The organism is Jeotgalibacillus proteolyticus, assembly GCF_002926065.1.
In the GTDB taxonomy this organism is placed as follows: domain Bacteria; phylum Bacillota; class Bacilli; order Bacillales; family Jeotgalibacillaceae; genus Jeotgalibacillus; species Jeotgalibacillus proteolyticus.
On record NZ_PREZ01000002.1, the window covers coordinates 23,950 to 43,167 of the forward strand.

Below are 19,218 nucleotides of genomic sequence, written 5' to 3' on the forward strand. Positions count from 1 at the left end.
CAAAAATGGGCATTATTCATGGGTTTTTAAGATTATTGACACGTAATGATAGAATTACTTTTCAAGAAGCTGTTGGAAAAATAATAATACCCTAACTATGAGGATAAATATAAAAAAAGAAGCAAAACTGACGTTCTGTCAGCTTTGCTTCTTGTAAGAAATTTTATTATTTACTAATAAACATTTGAGTCCAGTAATTTCCGCTTTCAACATGCCCTACACCAATATGAGTGTATGAAGAGCTCATAATATTTTTACGGTGGCCTTCACTGTTCATCCATGCTTGTACAACTTCCTCGGGAGAGCTTTGACCCATGGCAATGTTTTCTCCTGCAGCTCTGTAATCAATTCCGTAAGCTGTCATCATGTCAAATGGAGAGCCATGTGTCGGGCTAGTATGAGAAAAGTAATTATTTTTCTGCATATCGGCAGATTTATCCTTTGCTACTTTGCTAAGCTCAGTATCAAGTTCAAGTGCCGGCAAACCTTCTTTTGCACGCTCAGCATTCGTTAGATCAACTACCTGCTGTTCATAGCTTGAAACTTCTGATGCCTGTTGTGGCTCTTCTTGCTTCTCTTGCGTTACTTCCTGAGCAGATTGTTCTGGCTGCTGTTCGTTTGCTTGTTCAGCTGGAGCTGGAGCTTCTGCTGGAGCTTCTGCTGGAGCTTCACTCGCTGGCTGCTGTGTTTTTGGCTCTTCAGCCTGTTTTGGAGCAGATTGAGCTTTACCTTCTTTTAAAGAAGCAAGGTCAATATTGTACTTTTTAAGCTCTGCATTAACTTTTTCCCAATCTAGTTGATTAATAGCCTGACCGTTTCCTGCAAAGCAGTTAATCAGTTCTATTTGTTTTTCTTTTGAAATTTGAGATGGTGCTTCCTGAGCTGAAGCCTGTGAAGACGCTGCCGGTGAAATGAGAAGTGCTACTGCTGCAGCTCCTGAAATTAATAATGATTTCCCTTTCATGAATACTTCCTCCTTCATAATCTTTGATTCGTCGTCTCTTCGACACTCTTATCCTATCATTGATTTTTTGTAATATTTATGGCTGATATTGGATATAAAGCACTAAATTAAAAGACTTCAAGTAAAATAGTAAATTTTAGGAATACTAAAAAGCAAACCCCTTGCCAGCAAAGGGTTTGCTAAATTATTCATAATTAGGAAAGGGTTTAAAGAACTAGGAAATTTAAAGAGTGAACACTAAATTTTAACGAAAAAAAGAGGTTGACAGCGGTTCAACTAGCTTTATTAATTTACAAGTGTTACAGATTTATGTCATTCTTCCCCTTCTCTAATAGTTCGATGAAGTTCTGTAAAAAAATGTATTAATTCGATTTTTTCTTCCCGATCTAGAGATGAAGTTATGATACGTTCAACAGCCAGAATGTACTTTTCCTCAGGTGATTTTCTTACCCTTGGATGGGTTAATTCATCAAGCAGCTCCCGCTTTATCGATTGAGACAGGATTTCCAATGACGATGCTTTTGAGTTAAGCAGACGATTTTTCCATAATGACTTATAGGCATCCAATAGCTGCTCCGGAGTCAACCTCATTCCTCTTCCTTACGGACATCAAGCTTATCTAGATCACTAAAAATTTTGTTTTTTGAGAGTCCTTCTCCTATAATCACTAGATTTTTAGGCATATTCATATCCTCGGGCAAATAAACCGGCATACCAAAGGAATATTGGAATAGCATCGGGTATTTTTCTGAAGTAAACGGTACATACCCCTTCATACGGTAAACCTCTCCCTCAATCGATCTCATCCAGTCCTCAAATTGTACCTGATTAACACTCCCTTTAAACGTATAAACAAATGCCTGAAGTGAAAGCTCTTTATTGACCCTCGTCTTTATAAGCTCTTGTTTAGGTAAAGGAGAAAGCTGGTTTAAGATTTCACTGGACAACTTTGCATGTGTGGTGAGGAGGATCTGCGCTTTTTTATTGAGAGACTGAATATCTCCAACAATTATCCCTGCCTCCATTTCGCTCACTAAATCCTCTTTGTTCACTAGGATTAAAGAGGCATGTTTCACCTGTTCATAAAGAAGCTGCAGGATTTGAGGAGAGAAGGAACCTTTTTTCTTCCACTGCCATGCATCCACTACGGTTAAAATACCCTTGAATTCAAATGAATCAGCAAATAGTGGCGACATAACAGCATCCACTACCTCTACAGGATGAGCAGCACCTGTTGTTTCAATAATTAACACATCAAATTTTTCATTCAACAATAAATTTTGCAGCTGTGATTCGAGCTTATCCTGAATCGTACAGCAGATACAGCCATCTAAAAGCTCTGCTAGCGGAAGATCTTTATCTACTTCCTCCGAGTCAATTGACACGCTCCCGATCTCATTCATTAATACAGCAGGTGTTAGTCCATTTTCTTTTTGAATTTTTATGACCTGCTTTAACAGACTCGTTTTTCCACTTCCTAAAAATCCAGATAATAGGAATACACTTTTTTTATTCGTTTCACGCATGTTTATACTCCCTTCTTTTTCCTGCAGGCATTTTATTAAGAGAAAAAGCTAGCGCCGGGGCGCTAGCTTTTAAGCTGCATCATCTTCCTCATCTTCTGCAGGCTGATCTGAACTAATCCCTGCTTCATCCATAAGGAACTCCTCGGCAGCTTTTACCTGAGGATCATTTTCCTGAAGTTCATCACGTACAGCAGTCATAAGAACTGTTGCAGTTTCTCCATCAATAATGCCTGTAACCTCAAGATCATTTTCGTCCTGTAATTTTTCAACCGCGGCTTTAGTTTCTTCATCAAATAACCCATCAGCTTCACCTGGATCAATTCCAATGGCCTCTAGCATTGATTCTGCTGTTTTTACCTGCTCCGATACCATGGACTCTTCAAGATCAACGTCAATATCAAGGAATGGCAGGGAAGCGAAGTCAGGAAGATTTACTTCCGTTGTAGGTTTAATTCCCTCTTCATGGATCCAGTTTCCTTCTGGTGTCAGCCATCTAGCTGTGGTGAATTTCATATTTGATTGATCACTAAAGCTTTCAGCTGTTTGAACGGTTCCTTTTCCGAATGACGTTTTACCGAATATCGGAATGTCCCCTGCTTCATTCATGGCTGCAGCAACAATTTCAGATGCACTGGCACTTCCCTCATCAATTAACACAGCTGCAGGAATATCAATTTTCTTTCCGCCCTGAGCCGCAATTACTTGTTTATCGCCGCTTTTTTCTTCAATTTGTACAATTGTTTCACCTTCAGGCACAAACAGATCAGCAATAGAAATAGCCTGCTGAAGGACTCCACCCGGATTTTGACGCATATCCAGTATCATGGCTTCCATCCCCTGGCCCTCAAGCTCCTCAATTGCTTTTGTTAGCTCTTCATAGGTATGTTCAGAAAAACTCGTTAATTGGATTGAAGCAACGTTATTATCATCCATTTCATAGTAAACTGTATCGATTGGTATATCATCACGGGTAATGGTTATATCCATTGTATCCTGCATACCCGGTCTTTGGATGGTAAGTGTGACGTCTGTTCCTTTTTCTCCCCTGATCAGCATGACTGCTTCATTGGCGCTCATCCCCTGAATGCTATCTTCATCAACTTCAAGGATTTGGTCATTAGGCAAAATGCCTGCCCGCTCTGCCGGAGATCCTTTTATAGGGGATACGACTGTAACTACACCATTTAAGGATTGAATCTCAGCCCCAATTCCCTGAAAGCTTGAGGAAATATTTTCAGTAAACTGAGCTGCTTCTTCTTGATTCATATAATCAGAATAAGGATCACCGAGTGCGTCAATCATTCCATTGATCGCTCCGTTAACCAGATCCTCTTCATTGGTATCCATAAAATACCCTTCATTTATCGCATCATATGCCTCGTAAAGTTTATTAAATTCAGCTCTTTCAGGAATGCCGACTGTTACAGCCTTTTCATCCCCGAAAGAAAGCACAAATACTGAAAATACTGCAGTGAAAAGCACTGTAATAAACAGCAGCATTACAAAGTGAAATTTCTTTATATTCACATATTTCGATAGGGTTTCCTTCGCTTCTTCTACTTCATGTTCCCGCTCTTTGGCAGGATCCTGGCCGTCATGCTTTTGATCGTTTGATTCATTATCCATCGATTCACCACTTTCTCACTTTACAATTCATTCATGATCTCTTGTTGCCTCTTTTATCTTAACAGTTTTCTACGCCAAGTAAAAGCCTCTACCGATCAATGAAATAAATTGAAAATAAATGAAGAGCGACTGCCAGTGCAGCCGCCCTTTGTGTCATATTTATGAAAATGAGAATAGATGTTTACTCAGCAATTGCTGCATCAAGTGCAACTGTAATCATGTCATTAAAGGTTAATTGGCGTTCCTCTGAAGAAGTAGCCTCACCAGTAAGGATATGGTCGCTGACTGTTAATACTGATAATGCTCTTCTGCCGAATTTAGCAGCAAGTGTGTAAAGTGCTGATGTCTCCATCTCAACTGCCAGGATGCCGTATTGAGCCCATTTTTCGTGCTCAGCGTTATCATCATAGAAAATATCTGCTGTAAAGACATTGCCGACTTTAAGGTTTAATCCTTTTTCATTTCCTGCATCAAAAGCATTTTTCAGCAGGCTGAAATCTGCAGCCGGAGCGTAATCCACTCCCTTGAACGTGCGCTGATTCATATTGGAATCAGTTGAAGCCGTCATAGCAAGAATTACGTCACGCACTTTAACATCCTTTTGGATGGCTCCGCATGTACCTACACGGATAAGATTTTTAACATCATATTGTTCAATTAATTCATTTACGTAAATTGAAATGGATGGAACGCCCATTCCTGTTCCCTGAACAGAAATACGCTTGCCTTTATATGTTCCTGTATATCCGAACATATTTCTAACTTCGTTATAGCATGTAACATCTTCTAAAAATGTTTCAGCAATATATTTTGCACGTAATGGATCTCCCGGCAGTAAAACGGTTTCAGCGATATCGCCTTTTTTAGCTCCAATATGTATACTCATGTGTATCCTCCTTAAATTGCTCTTCTCAGCTAACCAATTGTAGCGTTTTTTGATTCCGTTTTCAAGCAGAAACATAACTTTACTTAGCTAGGAAGATTGTTCGATTATTTGAATGAATTTCCTATGAAAACTGCAAACATCTTCCATTCTCACCCTAACGCGGAATAGTGACTCATGATCATACCCTTTTTCACCTGGGTGAAGCGTATTGACCTTATGATCGAGCTCAATCAGCAGTTCGTATACCGTGCTTGATTCCGCATAAAACTTAATGGTTAATGAATTTAATGTCTTTCCGAAATGCCCGCTCTTAGGGTTAAATACAAACTTCTGAATGAAAGCCTGCTGCTTTTTATACCGGTCAGGAGCCTCTACACAGCTTGTATGACTCAGTGTAAAGCCTTCATTCAAGATTACGTTAAGAAGCTCAGTCATGAAAGTAGAAGGCTTGGTAACCAATGGATCAAGATCAAATGGGTCCATTGCATTTTTTATATCAGCCCCAGCTTTAATCCACAGATGCGAGCCGTTCGCTGTTACAGGAGCCCAAAGAGGCAAAGTGAATGTAAATGGAAACGCTGCAATTTCATTTTCCAAAATTGTAAAAGGTTCTGCAATTTTAATTTGTTTAATCAGGGCATGATCCTCATACTCTTTATTATTAGACTGGCGTAAGTAGCTGGTAAAAAGAGATAAATATATGGTGTCTACTTTTTGTTCTGCAGCACCACCCATTACGATTGCCTGTCCCTTCACCTCTTCTCCGACACGAAAAGCTGGCTGAGAAAATCTGCAATCAATTTTTGTTGCACCTATCCCCAGAGAGGCTAAGGCTTTATTAAATATTGACATTAGGTTTTCTCCTTTTCATTTTTATTCGGAGTTGCTACTTAGTTCCAATATTAATTAAGCTCTTGTTTGATGTCAATGCGGTATTCTTCCCATAGTTCGTCGAAAATCGAGATCTTATCACTATAAAATTCGGTTAATTCAACGTAGCTGCTAATCTCGTGATAATCATCTGACATTTTAGGAAAGTCTAAATCGTCGTACATGGCATTTGCCAGAATGCCTTCCTGTGTCGTTGCTTCAGGTTCTCTATATTTCATGACAAAATGGTAGAATGAGCGGTCCATCGTTTTCTCCCCTTTACCAAACCTTTATTTGCTGCTCGTGTATGATTTTATACATTTACTACCCATTGCTCAAGTTTATTAACCTTTTTACTGCGTATAAGGAAATAGTTACCTGTACATCTCTTTAAATGAAAATAAAAAAAGCATGATCAGTGCTGCTGATCATGCTACATCATTTTAAGCTTTAGATTGAATATCCATAACAACGTCTTGTCCTGCTGATGCTGTATCAAGCGTTTTTTTACTGACCGTTCCAATATCATCCCCATTGGTAATGATAACAGGCGTAATAATACTTTTTGCTTTTTCCTTCACCAGCTCTAAATCAAATGTCACAAGGGCATCCCCTACATTTACCTTTGATCCCTCTGCAACATGAGTTTCAAAGCCTTCTCCCTGCATTGAAACGGTTTCAAGCCCGATATGAATCAATAGCTCCGCTCCATTTTTGGCTTTAATGCCGATTGCGTGCTTCGTTGGAAAAACCTGAACAATTTCTCCGTCCACAGGAGAAACAACTTTACCGTCTACAGGTTCAATTGCAATACCGTCACCCATCATTTTTTGCGAGAAAACCGGATCCGGTACTTCGTCAAGTGTAAGCAGTTTTCCATTTAGCGGTGCATATACAGAAATTTCAGATGGTGTTTCTTCTTTTTTGCCAAACAGCTTTTTTAACATTAAAAATCACTCTCCTCTTTTTCATATAGACAATTATCATCATAGTGAAACCTTCAAGTTAAAAGTGTATCAAAAAATCTTTATCAAATGAATAATTTCTGATAGACGCCATAGCCTTCTTTTTCAAGATCTTCTTTTGGAATAAAGCGTAATGCGGCTGAATTTATACAGTATCTTAATCCCTCAGGACCTGGTCCGTCATTGAACACGTGGCCTAAATGAGAATCAGCCGTCCTGCTCCTAACCTCTGTTCTCACCATAAAGTGGCTGCGGTCCATTTTCTCCACAACTTCTTTTTCAAGTATCGGCTTCGTAAAGCTTGGCCACCCGCATCCCGCATCGTATTTATCGGCAGAACTAAAAAGCGGCTCTCCCGAAACAACATCCACGTATATGCCTTCCTTAAACGTATCCCAATATTCATTTCTAAACGGCGGCTCAGTTCCATTATTTTGTGTTACATCAATCTGAATATCCGTTAATTTCGATTTGTCAAAGCTCTTCTCCATTATACTCAGCCTCCATGATTGTACTTGCGAATAAAATCAGCTCTTCCGGAGCCTTTGTGATAGGCGTTATAGCGAATAGGATGCTTCTTATAATAATCCTGATGCTCCTTCTCCGCTTCATAAAAAGGTTTTGCTTCAAAAATATCGGTTACAATCGGACGGTCATACCTGCTGCTATCTTCTAGCTTTTGTCTGGATGCAAGCGCTTCTTCTTTTTGTTCCTGGTCATGATAATAAATAGCTGTTTTATAGGATTCACCACGGTCAAAAAACTGACCTCCTCCATCTGTTGGGTCAATTTGGGTCCAAAACAGATCAAGAAGCTTCACATAAGGAAATACAGCCGGATCGTATATAATCTGGACTGCTTCCCTGTGGCCGGTGGTTTCGCTGCATACCTCCTGATAGGTAGGATTCTCAGTGTGTCCACCGGTATATCCTGAAGTTATGCTGATTATCCCAGGCTGTTCATCAAACGGCTTAACCATACACCAAAAGCAGCCCCCTGCAAATGTTGCTTTTTTATAATTTTTATCCTCCATAATAATACCTCCTGTTAGCGTGGAACATAAATTGAGAAGGAAATATCGTCCTCTCTCAAATCAAAGCTGTTGGTTTTAACATTCAGTCCGCCCGCAAGGTCAATGTCAGTAACCTGCACGATTATTTGCTGATCATTCGGCTGAATCGTCACCCATTCCGGAAATTCATAGGAGTCGCCAATGAATTTAAGTACATTTGCCACTGGAAGATCAATTGCTCCCAATGACAGGCTTTCCTGTGTTAATAACAAATCACCGTTTTCTAATGCTTCTGCATCGAAAGTCATCAGAAAATCAATCTGGGAATTAAAAACAGGTAGAGAGCCATTTAAAGCCACTACGTCTTCAAGGGCTAGAGAATAATTAATCGACCCATTCAATTCTTCTTCAATAAAACGGTTTGCAACAATTGTCAGATCTTCTTTTGTTGTTGTCACATTAAATTCAGCCTGAACCTCGGGAGGAACCATTGGGGCGGCATCTGCCGGAATTTGTTCTACAGGCCTGAACAGCTGGTACATGATAAAAATAATAGTAAATAAAATGATTGCTGCAAGCGTCCAAAAAGCTATTTTCCATCTGTTTCTCATGTTATCCCACTTTCTATGAATCAGTTTCAATTAATACTGATAATAACGCTTCTTCTATCCTTTGTGCAATTAAAGTGTAGCCCGCATCGTTGGGATGAAAGTAGTCTGTGTGAAGCAAATTCTGTTCAGACGAGTTAAATATATCTGCTACTTCTACAAATGCGGTATTGTCCCATTGTTCTGATATTGCTCTGGCTGATGAATTCCATTCTGCTACAATTAACTCCATCTCCTCGATATCAGACGACAATACAAAAAACGGATTGTAAATACCCATTAACACAATTGCTGCATCGGGATTTATCGATCTGATTTCACTGAAGACATTGGACAGCCGTTCCTCATATTGAACGAGTCCAGTCGAAAAGTCGTCATAGGTTAAAGAAGGGAAATTCGAACGAAAAACCCGCATGACATCATTTCCCCCGATCGTCACAATGACTGAGTCCGCCTCTGAGATCGATTGGCGTATAGGCTCCTCCTGCCTTAATCGGTTTAGGAGTTGATCTGACCGGTTTCCTCTTTTTCCATAATTTTTAATTGATACATTTCTGAATTCCTCTTCTTCCTCGAGCTTGTTTTCAAGTAAAGGGACATATCCTCCAAGACCTGAACTATCCCCGACACCTTCTGTTAAGGAGTCACCGATCGAAACAATGCTGACTTCCCGGGGAATAAATGATGAATCAGGCAAAGGCTTATTTTCCAGGAATAGGCTGCGTTCTACTTGTTCATTCTTACCTGTCATCGTGCAAGAGGCGAGGAAAATGGATGAAACAAGAATTAAGGCACCAGTTATCATTTTTTTCATCTTATTTTCCACCTGCTTTCGCTTCCTTACAGTTATTATATCACTTGAGATAGCTGATAAACATTTGACTGCTCAGTCTTAAAGGGATATATGTGCTGCTAGTATTAGTTTATCTAAAATCCAAAATAAAAGTCCTCCGCAGAAAAATTACGAAGGACCAAATTGCTTATTCCGTCAAATACATAAAACCGATTGCCCCTTCACCTGTGTGGGTGGAAATAATAGGAGTTGTTTCTTCAATTGTTACGTCCTGAAATTGTGATGACTGTACTAATTTTTCTTTTAGCGACTCAGCCAGCCCGAGTCCATTAACGTGAACAATGCTGACCGCTTTTATTTTTTTGCCTTCTGTGTCCGCTAAAAACTCCTTCGTCAGGTATTTTACCACCTGGGAATGACTTCTTGCTTTGGATACCGGGGTATACTCCCCATTAGCAAGAGATGCGATCGGTTTAATGTTCAAAAGAGAACCGATCATTGCTCTTCCTTTTCCGATTCTTCCGCCTTTAACCAGGTTTTCAAGTGTGTCAACCACCACAAATAAATGTGTCGAATTTTTAATTTGTGCAATGCGCTCGATTATTTCCTCTTCAGAAGCTCCCTCCTGTGCCATTCTGGCAGCTTCAACTACCTGATAGGAAAGCGCCTTGGAAATGAATCGGGAATCAATAACATTCACGTCTGATGTCGTTAAATCTGCCGCCGCTTCAGCTGAACGTACAGTACCACTCATGTTTCCAGTCATATGGATCGAAAAAATCAGGCTGCCGTCACTTCCAAGCTCATCGTACACTTCTTTAAAAGCGCCTGCTGATGGCTGAGAGCTTTTAGGTAAATCCTTTGCGCTTCTCATTTTCTCAAGGAATTCAGACGGAGTAATTTCAACCCGGTCGATAAAAGATTCTCCGTCAATTGAAAGAGTTAACGGTACAATGGTGATATTATATTTTTTTACGATTTCTTCATGTAAATCTACTGTTGAGTCTGTAACAATTTTAATTTTTCTCATTACTATTACACATCCTATCATCCAGTTACTCTTTCCCCATTATACAACAAAATAAGCGTTTTTATAGAATGAACTACCCAATGACTAAAAGTCATGACAACTGTCATATGAAATCGATTGAGGCTTTGCCGCTGCAGGATTTACCCTCTATTGGCCAATAAATGTAAGCGCTTTATAAAAACAACCTTCAGCCAGTCTTATTGCATAATGAAAATAGCGATATTACAATGGTTAGAAGTAAAGAAATGCCCCGCTATTGCTGGAGGCATTCCGGGAGATGACGTTATGGAAGCATTTGATTATAAGGATTGGAAGGAAGAGCTTGCCAACGCGATTACACATGGCATTGGATTTCTTTTAAGCATTCCTGCCCTTATTTTTCTCATACTGGTTGCAGTAGAAAGAGGAACCGCCTGGCATGTTGTCAGCTTTGCCATTTTTGGAACGACAATGATTCTGCTGTTTCTTTTCTCGACACTTCTACACAGTGTCAGAGAGGGCAAGCTTAAAAAGCTGTTTGCAATTATGGACCATTCTGCTATTTATCTGCTTATTGCAGGCACGTACACCCCTTTTGTTCTTGTCACAATTAATGGAGCATTAGGCTGGACTATTTTTGGAATTGTATGGGCTCTTGCTATAGGTGGCATCGTATTTAAATGTTATTTTGTTGACCGGTATCAGATTATTGCCACGCTTTTTTATGTACTGATGGGCTGGCTGATTATTATCGCGATCGTCCCTCTTTACAGGGAGCTTACAGGCGTTGGATTTGCTCTATTGTTTACTGGAGGCTTATTTTATTCTGTTGGCGCGATTTTTTACATTTGGAGAAAACTTCCCTACAATCATGCGATCTGGCATTTATTTGTTATTGCAGGCAGTGCTTTTATGTATTTTTGTGTTGTATTTTACGTATAAAATAAGTTCTGAGACATAACTTTAACAGTAGAAACGTGAGGAGAACAGTGAACGGAATAAAAGCGAATGAGGCACATTTGTCTCATCCGCTTTTTCTTTTACTTTTCAGTTTTCACTCGATCAAACACTTTAAACCAGTAATCATAAGGATTTTTATCATCTTTAATGCCTTTTACAGATGAAGTCTCTTTCCATTCAGACGTATGATAATCTGGAAATACTGTATCTCCGTCTGTTTTAAGATCGATAACAGTGACATACAGTCGATCGGCAAAATCAATGGCATTTTTATAGATGTTTCCTCCGCCGATAACAAAGCTTTCTTCTTCACCTTTTTCCCTCAGCATTTCAATGCCTTCCTCCAGGGAATGAACGACAATAGCTCCTTCATGTGACCAGTTTTTATTGGACGTTACGACGATATTTGTTCTGTTTCTGAGCGGGCCGTTCATTGCTTCAAACGTTTTTCTGCCCATTAAAAGCGTTTTACCGGTTGTTTTTTCTTTAAAATAAGCCAGGTCCTTAGGCAAATGCCATGGCATATCATTCTGGTAGCCGATTACACGGTTATCAGCATGTGCAGCAATAATGGATATCATTAAGTAAAAGCTCCTTTTATACGGCTACTGGAGCCTTAATTGACGGGTGCGGGTGATAACCTTCCAATGAAAGGTCCTCCGGTTCAATTGAAAATAGATCTTTTTCTCCCGAGATGACGAGAGTCGGCAATTCTTTTGGAGCCCTTGTCAGCTGCTCTCTTACCTGTTCAAGATGATTGGAATAAATATGTGCATCTCCGATTGTGTGAATAAAGGTACCCGGTGTCAGTCCGCATTCTTTAGCCACTAGAAAAGTTAAAAGCGCATAGCTTGCAATATTAAATGGAATACCTAAAAATAAATCCCCGCTGCGCTGATACAGCTGACAGGAGAGCTTTCCATCCGCTACATAAAATTGAAAAAGTGTATGGCATGGCGGCAAAGCCATTGAGGGGATATCCTCCGGATTCCAGGCCGTTACGATATGTCTCCTTGAGTCAGGATTATGTTTAATGGATTCAATGACCTCTTTTAATTGATCAATCGTATTTCCTGCTTCTGTGCGCCATTCTCTCCATTGCTTGCCGTATATATTCCCTAGTTCGCCAAATTTCTCAGCAAACCCTTCATCCTCAAGAATGGATTGGGTGAAGATGGCCAGCTGTTCTTCATAAAGCAACTTAAATTCAGGGTCTTCCTGTGCACGGAGACCAAAGTTCGTCATGTCCGGACCTGCATACTCGTCGCTTTCCACCCACTTTTTAAACGCCCATTCATCCCAAATATGGTTGTTATGTTCAAGCAGATATTTAATGTTCGTATCACCTTTTAAAAACCAGATAAGCTCACTTTTAATAAGTCCGAATGGCACTCTTTTTGTCGTTACCATTGGAAAGCCCTCCGACAAATCAAATTTCATCTGATGTCCAAATGAACTTATTGTACCTGTTCCGGTCCGGTCACTTTTTTCAGTGCCATTTTCCAAAACATTATGTAGTAAATCCAAGTATTGCTGCATTCATAATCTCCTGCCTTTCTCTCATTAGTAAGTATAAAGAAAAAGCCCGGGAAATTCAAAAAAAGCTTCTGCAGATTTCACAGAAGCTTTTGCTCAATGCACCATTTTAGAACCGAATTTAGCAGGTGTGTCTTTCCCCCAATAAACATTTGCAAGCATATGATGGGATTCAAATTGATCTTCATGGGTATGATAATGAAAATTAAACGAGTAGCCCTCAAGCGGAGGGTGGTCTCTTCTGACATGGAAGCATAAGACATCTTCACCGGTCAATTCATTTTTAATATGAAAGATCCGTTCTCCATCTCCTTTTCCTATAGCTGAAGAAATGGCAATGTATTCGAGTTCTTCAGCAGAAAAATCATCGAGCACATCAGAAATGGTTTCCTCCATCTTTGGTAGAATAACCGTCTGAAAATCACGCTCAATCCTTGGCATCAGGCGCTCGCCGATTTTAGCGCTAGTAATTGCCTGCGCTTCCTCCATTAATTGCTTCACAACCTCATCTTTCGACACTGTCTCGAGGACGGCTTCTGTTAAAACTGGTTCAGATTGAATCGATGAGAATGATTTGGAAGATTGACTGTCATTTTTCGGCTGGTCAGCGAGCAGATCTTGAGGTGTTACCATACCGAATGTTAAAATAGAAATTAGAACAACGAGTGATCTTTTTAACCAGTTTGGCACCATAAGCAAATCCCTTCTTGTCTCCGTACTAATAAATACATTATACTGGAATATGAAGAGAACTGCTAAAGATTTCATCAAAATGTTATTATTTTGTTAAACAAAAGATTTATTGATGATTGGTAAGGAGGGAACACCATGAATGCAGAAATTTTAATTGGATCCGGGTTCTTATTAATGCTTGCATATTTCGTCTATTTGCAGTTTGCTGAATAGACTAAAAAAACAAACCGCATATTGCGGTTTGTTTTTTTAATCCAGCATAATAAAGCCGTAATGCTGTTTAGATGAAGGCCTTTTTAAAACCGTAAAGCCAAATTCACTAAAGCGCAGCGAACGAAAATGATCTTTTAACACCACTCTTTTTCTTGCTGCTCTTTTTGCTTCCTCAATTGCTTGGCCAAGCGAGTCAGTGGAATAGTCTGCATGTAATCTGAGCGGTGCGATACCGGAGGATGATTTAATTTCTTCTGAAAACATCGGATCAAAATATACGACATCTACTGAGCGGTCCGGCAGACCTTGCAAAAAGCTTAAATGATCCCCATTTCTTACAGCTATTCTCCTCATCGCCTGTTCGAGGCTTTTATTTTCTGTTTTCCATTCCGCGAGTCCTTTTTCCACAAGATAGCCTACCAGATTGTTTTTCTCAATCCCGGTCACTTCACCTTCAACTCCTGTCGCGTGAGAAGCGATAATCGCATCAGAAGCCATGCCCAGCGTACAGTCGATAAATCGGTCGCCTTTTTTAAGATCAGCTGCATGAATGAGTGGATCTATTTCGCCTTTTTCCATTCTTTTTAATCGAAAAGCACTGGAGTTAGGATGAAAGAAAAATGGCGAAGCCGAATCACTGCTGTACACTTCATACCGGTCCGCGCCAATGACAATAACCGGCTCTTTGAATTGTTCAAGTATTGTCTTGACTGACCTTTTATTTCGATTAATAAAAGTAATGTTTAAATCCTCTGCCACACACAAGGCTGCTGAAATTAGTTTAGCGGTGGGACGTCCGGCTGTGGTGACGATCACTGCTTCAATCCCCTTTCAAAAGGAAAAAGACGCCTCTTAAGGCGCCTAGCAATGCTTATCCATTGCCCCTTTAATATTTTCTACAATATCTTCCACTGAGTGATCTTCAATTTCTTCTCGTGGAATAAAGTGCACAACCTCTTTATTTTTAAATAAAGCAATGGAAGGTGATGAAGGCTCATAGTCTTTCATAAAGCTTCTCATCTTTTGTGTGGCTTCTTTATCCTGTCCGGCAAAAACGGTAACAAGATGATCAGGCTCTTTTTCATGCGTAATCAAAGCGTTTGTAACTGCCGGCCGTGCAAGCCCGGCAGCACAGCCGCAGACAGAATTAATAACAACAAGCGAAGTGCCGGTGATGTCATCCATAAAGGAAAGAACTTCTTCCTCCGTTGTGAGTTCCTTGAATCCCGCCTGCGTAAGCTCTTTTCTCATTGGTTTAACAAGCTGCTTCATATATTCTTCGTATGCCATGGACATGTATTATTCCCCCTGTAATCCTTGTTGTCTGGCTTCAGTCATTTGCTTCCAAACGGAGCCTTTTGCCTCTTCGCCGCCTTCGATTCGTTCAATTGCCATCATAACCTGCAGCTTAACCTCAAATTCCGGATCATCCTCAGCAGCTTTAAGCGCCGGCAGAGACTTTTCAGTACCCGCTTCATATAGAAACATTGCGGCTCTCCATCTGACAAGCTTATTTCGGTCTGAAAGAGCTTCAATCATTGCATCCTCCGCTTCAGAAAATCCGAGGTCAGACAAACAGTCTCCTGCAGTACGTCTTACGGTTACGGTCTTATCTTTTAAGCCTTTATAGAGATAAGGAAGAACGCGTTCGTCTTCTATCATTCCTAAATAAACAACTGCAAGCCTTCTGATCGATGGCTTTTCATCCTCAAGCGCTGCACTTAATAATGGCAGATCATCTGTATTAGGCTCTGGCATTTGCTCTAAAAGCTGATATCTTTCCTGCCAGTTATTAGCCTGTCTGAAAGTATCCAGAGTGATCGGAACGGATTCTTTTCTTACCGGTTCTTCCTTAATTCCTGCTTCTTTTGCAGCAGCAACAATTCCCTGAACTCTGCTGGATGGATAAGAGGCTAATAGCTCTTCCATAAGATCATTGGCGATCTGGTCAAGATCTCCATAACGCACGCCGTAGTCCTTCCACTTGCGCATAAGGACTACATTTTCTCCTTCAAGCTGCGCATTTTCCATCGCCTCTGCAAAATATTCCGGAAGACCGTAGCGTTTTTCTTCATTTCCGTCAATGAGCTTAATCTGTATAGGTATGCCTTTGAATTGAAGAACCTGTACCTTTACTTCCCCAAAATGCTCATCAATTTTTTGAGCTGAATCTGTATCTTCCCTGTCTTCTCCAAATACTTCTCTTACATTTGGAAGCAGCTGCTGCCAGTCCATTTTCGGGTGGCGTTCGATCGCGAGAAAGTCCGCAACATGATAAACACCTTTTACTCCATCGATTTTTAAAATTTGTTTTATACGGTCAGGCGCAGCATCTGCATCATCACGTTTATAATTATTGCTTTTCCCGCCCGGAAGCGCCTGATCTACAATAATTTTCATTGTATTCGGGCTTGGTGTCGGTTCAATCGATACGATCTTCAAAAAAGATCACTCCTTTTGGCCTTCTTTTACGTAAGTGTATCATAATAAGCAGGCGGTTTTGAAATCAGAGGCTTACTCAGCTAATTCAGATAAATAGCTCCACCGTTCAATGAGGTTTTCCAATTCTTCATTTTTAACACGCTGCTCTTCCATAATCCGCTCGGCTTTTTCAAAGTCACTGCCGATCCTTCCAAGGTCATCTTCGAGCTGCTGAAGCTTATCTTCTGCTGAAGCGATTTTTTCATCTATCTCTTCCCATTCTTTTTTCTCAAGATAGGATAGCTTTTTCTTTTTTTCAGGTTTTTCAGCGAGTAGTTTCGGCTGTGCTTTTTCCTTTTTCTGTTCAGATTGCTCCAAAAGATAGGCTGAATAATCCTGCTGAAGAATCGTTACTTCTCCCTTTCCCTTCACAATGATCAGATGCTCCGCCACTTTGTCCAGGAAATAGCGATCATGGGAAACTGTGATGACAACGCCCTGAAACTCCTCTATAAATTGCTCAAGCACAGTCAGCGTTTCAGTATCAAGATCATTGGTAGGCTCATCAAGAAGTAAAACATTCGGCTTTTCCATAAGAAGCTTTAACAAAAACAGTCGTCTTTTTTCGCCGCCTGATAATTTATAAATAGGCGTTCCATGAACAGAAGGAGGGAAAAGAAAGCGTTCGAGCATGCCCGCTGCGGATACTTCCCCGTCTTCTGTTTCGATCATTTCAGCCCCTTCACGGACGTACTCAATCATTCTTATATTCGGATTCATCTCTTTAATTTCCTGGGAGAAATACGCCATTTTAACCGTTTGTCCGATTTCCACGGTTCCAGCGTCAGGTTGAACTTTATCAGCAATGATATTTAATAAAGTGGATTTGCCGGTACCATTTCTTCCGACAATCCCATATCTTGCTCCCGGCTGAACAAGTAAATTAACATGTTCAAATAAAAGCTTCCCCCCGTATGATTTTTTAACGTCCGTAAGCTCGATGACTTTTTTTCCAAGTCTGCTTGCTGTCATGCCCACAGTCAATTGGTCTTTATCAGTTACCTTTTCTACGTCTTTTTCAATGGATTCAAACCGTTGAATACGGGCTTTTTGTTTTGTCGTTCTTGCTTTTGCCCCTTTTCGCATCCATGCGAGCTCATTTCGGTACAGGCTTTTCATTTTCTGCATGGACTGCTGTTCATCTTCCTCCCGCTTAGCTTTAGCTTCAATAAAAGCCTGGTAATTGCCTTTATAAGAAAAAGCTCTTCCCTGATCTATTTCAATCATGCGGGTAGACACCTGATCTAAAAAGTACCGGTCATGGGAGACAATGAGCAGAGCGCCCTTATAGCGTTTAAGGAATTCCTGAAGCCATACGATCGCTTCATAATCAAGGTGGTTTGTCGGCTCGTCCAATAACAGCAGGTCCGGTGTTTCAACAAGTACCTGGGCGAGTGCAACTCTTTTCTTTTGTCCGCCTGAAAGAGTACCAACCTGGCTGTGTATATTTTGAATACCAAGCTTTGATAAAATGGTTTTAGCCTGAGCACTGGCATCCCAGGCATCCTCTTTATCCATCTCCTGCTGGATGACCATAAATTGCTGCTGGATTTTTTCTGATTGGGGATCTTTCTCGTACTCAGCTAAAACCTGCTCATATTCTCTCATTTTACGGATAATCGGCGCATCACTTTGAAATATGCAATCAAGCACAGTCAATGTTTCATCAAGTACAGGCTCCTGCGGTAAATACCCGACCGAAAATTCCTTTGGATGTGAAAAATTGCCAGAATCAGCCCCGTCAATCCCTGCGATCAGCTTGAGAAGACTTGATTTACCCGTTCCATTTATTCCAATAAGGCCGATGCGTTCATTTCCTGAAATAGTAAAAGATAAATCATGAAACAATGTTTTATCTCCATAAGTCTTTACGATATTTTCTGCGACAAATTGTTTCATCCCTGTCCCTTCCATTCTATTAAAAATTGTTCTACAAAGCTCTTCATTACTTTATGTCTTTTGATCGCTTCTTTTTTTCCTGCTTCCGTCACCATTAAATCCTTAATTTTAAACAGCTTCTCATAAAAATGATTAATTGTAGCAGCAGGTGCTGCCCGGTATTCTTTCTCAGACATCGTCTGCCTGACCATCACATCTTTGTCGTATAGCTTTGCCCCTTTAGCGCCTCCATAGGCAAAGGCTCTCGCTATCCCGATAGCTCCTATTGCATCAAGCCTGTCGGCATCTCTCACAATGGCAGCTTCAAGTGATGGCAGTGGCTTTTCATTGCCGCCATTAAACGAAACCGATTGAACAGCTGTAATAATGTCTTCATAGAGTTGGCCTGATAGCCCAATGCTTAATACCGCGTCTTTTAGCGCCTGTTCAGCTTTGTTTTCATCCGGATGCAGCTTTACATCTCCTGCGTCATGCAGGAGTGCAATAAGGTCCACAGTATAAAAGTTACTACAGCCTTCTTTTTCACAAAGAAAAAGAGCGGTCCTTCTGACACGCTGGATATGATCCCAGTCATGCCCTGAATGATCGCGCTCAAAGAAGGGGCGAATATTTTTTTCTGCTAAAAGAATATGAGATTTATTTATTATTTCCATTTTTCCCCTTCCCCAATAAATCTATCGTTTCAATGGTGAAATAAACCATCTCTTCTACATCATCAATCATTTCTTCTGTAATCGTGCGGTCAAACTGAATAATCATCTCAGAGTATGCTCCTTGACGGTTTGAACTGACAGTGCGAAGTTCATAACATCGATTCTCTCCCCACTGATTATTAAAAATCTCCAGTTCATCCTCAGTCCAGGAATCACTATGTTTTCGAAAAAGAATTGAGATGGCTGCGCCGGCAAAATCAGTTCCCTTTTGATCTGGGAGAAGCTCTGATGCAAGCTTTTTAAGATCAGACTTAAGCATCATATCCACTTCAAATAGCTTGCCGTTTGAGTTGAATCCAATTGTATAAGATCTGCTTAGGGTCGCAATATCCACCAGATCATGTCTTTTAAGGATCGAAATCGTTCCATCCAGGTCACGATCATAAATCGTTCCTTCAAGTACTGTCTTTAAGTTATCAAATGCAGTTGGGTCAAACAACTAAAACACCTTCTTTGATCCGTTT

23 protein-coding genes are annotated in these 19,218 nt (G+C 40.4%); 1 reads left to right on the forward strand and 22 read right to left on the reverse strand.

Annotation, left to right across the window (positions count from 1 at the left end):
* Window positions 1-166: 166 nt before the first annotated feature.
* The 13 genes from C4B60_RS03730 to C4B60_RS03790 form a co-directional block, all read right to left on the reverse strand.
* Window positions 167-964, reverse strand: coding sequence for a CAP domain-containing protein (locus tag C4B60_RS03730; protein WP_104056679.1), 798 nt, complete (start codon window positions 962-964; stop codon window positions 167-169).
* Window positions 965-1,276: 312 nt separating this feature from the next.
* Entirely contained in the window at window positions 1,277-1,549 is a 273-nt protein-coding gene (locus tag C4B60_RS03735; protein WP_245153865.1) for a hypothetical protein, read from the reverse strand.
* Window positions 1,550-1,551: 2 nt separating this feature from the next.
* Window positions 1,552-2,490: a CobW family GTP-binding protein gene (locus C4B60_RS03740; protein ID WP_104056681.1), complete on the reverse strand. Its 939-nt coding sequence runs from the start codon at window positions 2,488-2,490 to the stop codon at window positions 1,552-1,554.
* A 69-nt stretch (window positions 2,491-2,559) separates the two neighbouring features.
* On the reverse strand, window positions 2,560-4,116 hold the full coding sequence (locus C4B60_RS03745) for a lmo1851 family serine protease (protein ID WP_104056682.1): 1,557 nt from the start codon (window positions 4,114-4,116) through the stop codon (window positions 2,560-2,562).
* Between the two features lie 181 nt (window positions 4,117-4,297).
* Window positions 4,298-5,002 carry a purine-nucleoside phosphorylase gene (deoD, locus tag C4B60_RS03750; RefSeq protein WP_104056683.1) on the reverse strand — a complete coding sequence of 235 codons (705 nt, stop codon included), beginning with the start codon at window positions 5,000-5,002 and terminating at the stop codon, window positions 4,298-4,300.
* Between the two features lie 87 nt (window positions 5,003-5,089).
* Window positions 5,090-5,854, reverse strand: a complete 765-nt coding sequence (locus tag C4B60_RS03755; protein WP_104056684.1) for a sporulation protein — start codon at window positions 5,852-5,854, stop codon at window positions 5,090-5,092.
* A gap of 50 nt (window positions 5,855-5,904) precedes the next feature.
* Window positions 5,905-6,138, reverse strand: a complete 234-nt coding sequence (locus C4B60_RS03760) for a YozE family protein (protein ID WP_104056685.1) — start codon at window positions 6,136-6,138, stop codon at window positions 5,905-5,907.
* Window positions 6,139-6,315: 177 nt separating this feature from the next.
* Entirely contained in the window at window positions 6,316-6,819 is a 504-nt protein-coding gene (locus C4B60_RS03765; RefSeq protein WP_104056686.1) for a PTS sugar transporter subunit IIA, read from the reverse strand.
* An 83-nt stretch (window positions 6,820-6,902) separates the two neighbouring features.
* Entirely contained in the window at window positions 6,903-7,328 is a 426-nt protein-coding gene (msrB, locus tag C4B60_RS03770) for a peptide-methionine (R)-S-oxide reductase MsrB (RefSeq protein WP_104056687.1), read from the reverse strand.
* Window positions 7,329-7,333: 5 nt separating this feature from the next.
* Window positions 7,334-7,870 (reverse strand): peptide-methionine (S)-S-oxide reductase MsrA, encoded by a 537-nt coding sequence (gene msrA, locus C4B60_RS03775; RefSeq protein ID WP_167578570.1) that lies wholly within the window; start codon window positions 7,868-7,870, stop codon window positions 7,334-7,336.
* A 14-nt stretch (window positions 7,871-7,884) separates the two neighbouring features.
* Entirely contained in the window at window positions 7,885-8,460 is a 576-nt protein-coding gene (locus C4B60_RS03780) for a YpmS family protein (protein WP_104056689.1), read from the reverse strand.
* 13 nt (window positions 8,461-8,473) lie between these two features.
* Window positions 8,474-9,271 (reverse strand): SGNH/GDSL hydrolase family protein, encoded by a 798-nt coding sequence (locus tag C4B60_RS03785; protein WP_104056690.1) that lies wholly within the window; start codon window positions 9,269-9,271, stop codon window positions 8,474-8,476.
* Between the two features lie 166 nt (window positions 9,272-9,437).
* Window positions 9,438-10,280 carry a DegV family protein gene (locus C4B60_RS03790; RefSeq protein ID WP_104056691.1) on the reverse strand — a complete coding sequence of 281 codons (843 nt, stop codon included), beginning with the start codon at window positions 10,278-10,280 and terminating at the stop codon, window positions 9,438-9,440.
* A gap of 285 nt (window positions 10,281-10,565) precedes the next feature.
* Here C4B60_RS03790 and trhA point away from each other — a divergent pair, with 285 nt between their 5' ends.
* A complete protein-coding gene (gene trhA / locus C4B60_RS03795) occupies window positions 10,566-11,201 on the forward strand; it encodes a PAQR family membrane homeostasis protein TrhA (RefSeq protein ID WP_104056692.1) in 636 nt (211 codons plus the stop codon).
* 98 nt (window positions 11,202-11,299) lie between these two features.
* On the opposite strand, the gene C4B60_RS03800 is transcribed toward trhA, so the two are convergent.
* The 9 genes from C4B60_RS03800 to C4B60_RS03840 form a co-directional block, all read right to left on the reverse strand.
* On the reverse strand, window positions 11,300-11,800 hold the full coding sequence (locus C4B60_RS03800; protein ID WP_104056693.1) for a dihydrofolate reductase: 501 nt from the start codon (window positions 11,798-11,800) through the stop codon (window positions 11,300-11,302).
* 16 nt (window positions 11,801-11,816) lie between these two features.
* Complete coding sequence (locus C4B60_RS03805; protein WP_104056694.1) at window positions 11,817-12,758, reverse strand: thymidylate synthase; 942 nt, start codon at window positions 12,756-12,758, stop codon at window positions 11,817-11,819.
* A gap of 93 nt (window positions 12,759-12,851) precedes the next feature.
* Entirely contained in the window at window positions 12,852-13,448 is a 597-nt protein-coding gene (locus C4B60_RS03810; protein WP_167578571.1) for a YpjP family protein, read from the reverse strand.
* A gap of 249 nt (window positions 13,449-13,697) precedes the next feature.
* Window positions 13,698-14,474 carry a class I SAM-dependent methyltransferase gene (locus C4B60_RS03815; RefSeq protein WP_104057249.1) on the reverse strand — a complete coding sequence of 259 codons (777 nt, stop codon included), beginning with the start codon at window positions 14,472-14,474 and terminating at the stop codon, window positions 13,698-13,700.
* A gap of 48 nt (window positions 14,475-14,522) precedes the next feature.
* Entirely contained in the window at window positions 14,523-14,957 is a 435-nt protein-coding gene (locus C4B60_RS03820; protein WP_104056696.1) for a BrxA/BrxB family bacilliredoxin, read from the reverse strand.
* A gap of 3 nt (window positions 14,958-14,960) precedes the next feature.
* Entirely contained in the window at window positions 14,961-16,103 is a 1,143-nt protein-coding gene (locus C4B60_RS03825) for a conserved virulence factor C family protein (protein ID WP_104056697.1), read from the reverse strand.
* Between the two features lie 72 nt (window positions 16,104-16,175).
* Window positions 16,176-18,041 carry an ABC-F family ATP-binding cassette domain-containing protein gene (locus C4B60_RS03830; RefSeq protein WP_104056698.1) on the reverse strand — a complete coding sequence of 622 codons (1,866 nt, stop codon included), beginning with the start codon at window positions 18,039-18,041 and terminating at the stop codon, window positions 16,176-16,178.
* Window positions 18,038-18,694, reverse strand: coding sequence for an HD domain-containing protein (locus C4B60_RS03835; RefSeq protein ID WP_245153866.1), 657 nt, complete (start codon window positions 18,692-18,694; stop codon window positions 18,038-18,040). Before C4B60_RS03835 ends, C4B60_RS03830 begins: the two co-directional genes overlap by 4 nt.
* Window positions 18,678-19,193 carry a hypothetical protein gene (locus C4B60_RS03840; protein WP_104056699.1) on the reverse strand — a complete coding sequence of 172 codons (516 nt, stop codon included), beginning with the start codon at window positions 19,191-19,193 and terminating at the stop codon, window positions 18,678-18,680. Before C4B60_RS03840 ends, C4B60_RS03835 begins: the two co-directional genes overlap by 17 nt.
* Window positions 19,194-19,218: the final 25 nt, after the last annotated feature.

Bases quoted from the DNA above. Each gene is read 5' to 3' on its own strand.
- C4B60_RS03810 (WP_167578571.1), bottom strand. From the start codon at position 13,448: ATGGTGCCAAACTGGTTAAAAAGATCACTCGTTGTTCTAATTTCTATT.
- C4B60_RS03830 (WP_104056698.1), bottom strand. From the start codon at position 18,041: ATGAAACAATTTGTCGCAGAAAATATCGTAAAGACTTATGGAGATAAA.
- C4B60_RS03805 (WP_104056694.1), bottom strand. From the start codon at position 12,758: ATGCAGCAATACTTGGATTTACTACATAATGTTTTGGAAAATGGCACT.
- C4B60_RS03765 (WP_104056686.1), bottom strand. From the start codon at position 6,819: ATGTTAAAAAAGCTGTTTGGCAAAAAAGAAGAAACACCATCTGAAATT.
- C4B60_RS03760 (WP_104056685.1), bottom strand. From the start codon at position 6,138: ATGGACCGCTCATTCTACCATTTTGTCATGAAATATAGAGAACCTGAA.
- C4B60_RS03780 (WP_104056689.1), bottom strand. From the start codon at position 8,460: ATGAGAAACAGATGGAAAATAGCTTTTTGGACGCTTGCAGCAATCATT.
- C4B60_RS03730 (WP_104056679.1), bottom strand. From the start codon at position 964: ATGAAAGGGAAATCATTATTAATTTCAGGAGCTGCAGCAGTAGCACTT.
- deoD (WP_104056683.1), bottom strand. From the start codon at position 5,002: ATGAGTATACATATTGGAGCTAAAAAAGGCGATATCGCTGAAACCGTT.
- C4B60_RS03785 (WP_104056690.1), bottom strand. From the start codon at position 9,271: ATGAAAAAAATGATAACTGGTGCCTTAATTCTTGTTTCATCCATTTTC.
- msrB (WP_104056687.1), bottom strand. From the start codon at position 7,328: ATGGAGAAGAGCTTTGACAAATCGAAATTAACGGATATTCAGATTGAT.
- C4B60_RS03755 (WP_104056684.1), bottom strand. From the start codon at position 5,854: ATGTCAATATTTAATAAAGCCTTAGCCTCTCTGGGGATAGGTGCAACA.
- C4B60_RS03790 (WP_104056691.1), bottom strand. From the start codon at position 10,280: ATGAGAAAAATTAAAATTGTTACAGACTCAACAGTAGATTTACATGAA.
- C4B60_RS03740 (WP_104056681.1), bottom strand. From the start codon at position 2,490: ATGCGTGAAACGAATAAAAAAAGTGTATTCCTATTATCTGGATTTTTA.
- C4B60_RS03800 (WP_104056693.1), bottom strand. From the start codon at position 11,800: ATGATATCCATTATTGCTGCACATGCTGATAACCGTGTAATCGGCTAC.
- msrA (WP_167578570.1), bottom strand. From the start codon at position 7,870: ATGGAGGATAAAAATTATAAAAAAGCAACATTTGCAGGGGGCTGCTTT.
- C4B60_RS03745 (WP_104056682.1), bottom strand. From the start codon at position 4,116: ATGGATAATGAATCAAACGATCAAAAGCATGACGGCCAGGATCCTGCC.
- C4B60_RS03835 (WP_245153866.1), bottom strand. From the start codon at position 18,694: ATGGAAATAATAAATAAATCTCATATTCTTTTAGCAGAAAAAAATATT.
- C4B60_RS03820 (WP_104056696.1), bottom strand. From the start codon at position 14,957: ATGTCCATGGCATACGAAGAATATATGAAGCAGCTTGTTAAACCAATG.
- trhA (WP_104056692.1), top strand. From the start codon at position 10,566: ATGGAAGCATTTGATTATAAGGATTGGAAGGAAGAGCTTGCCAACGCG.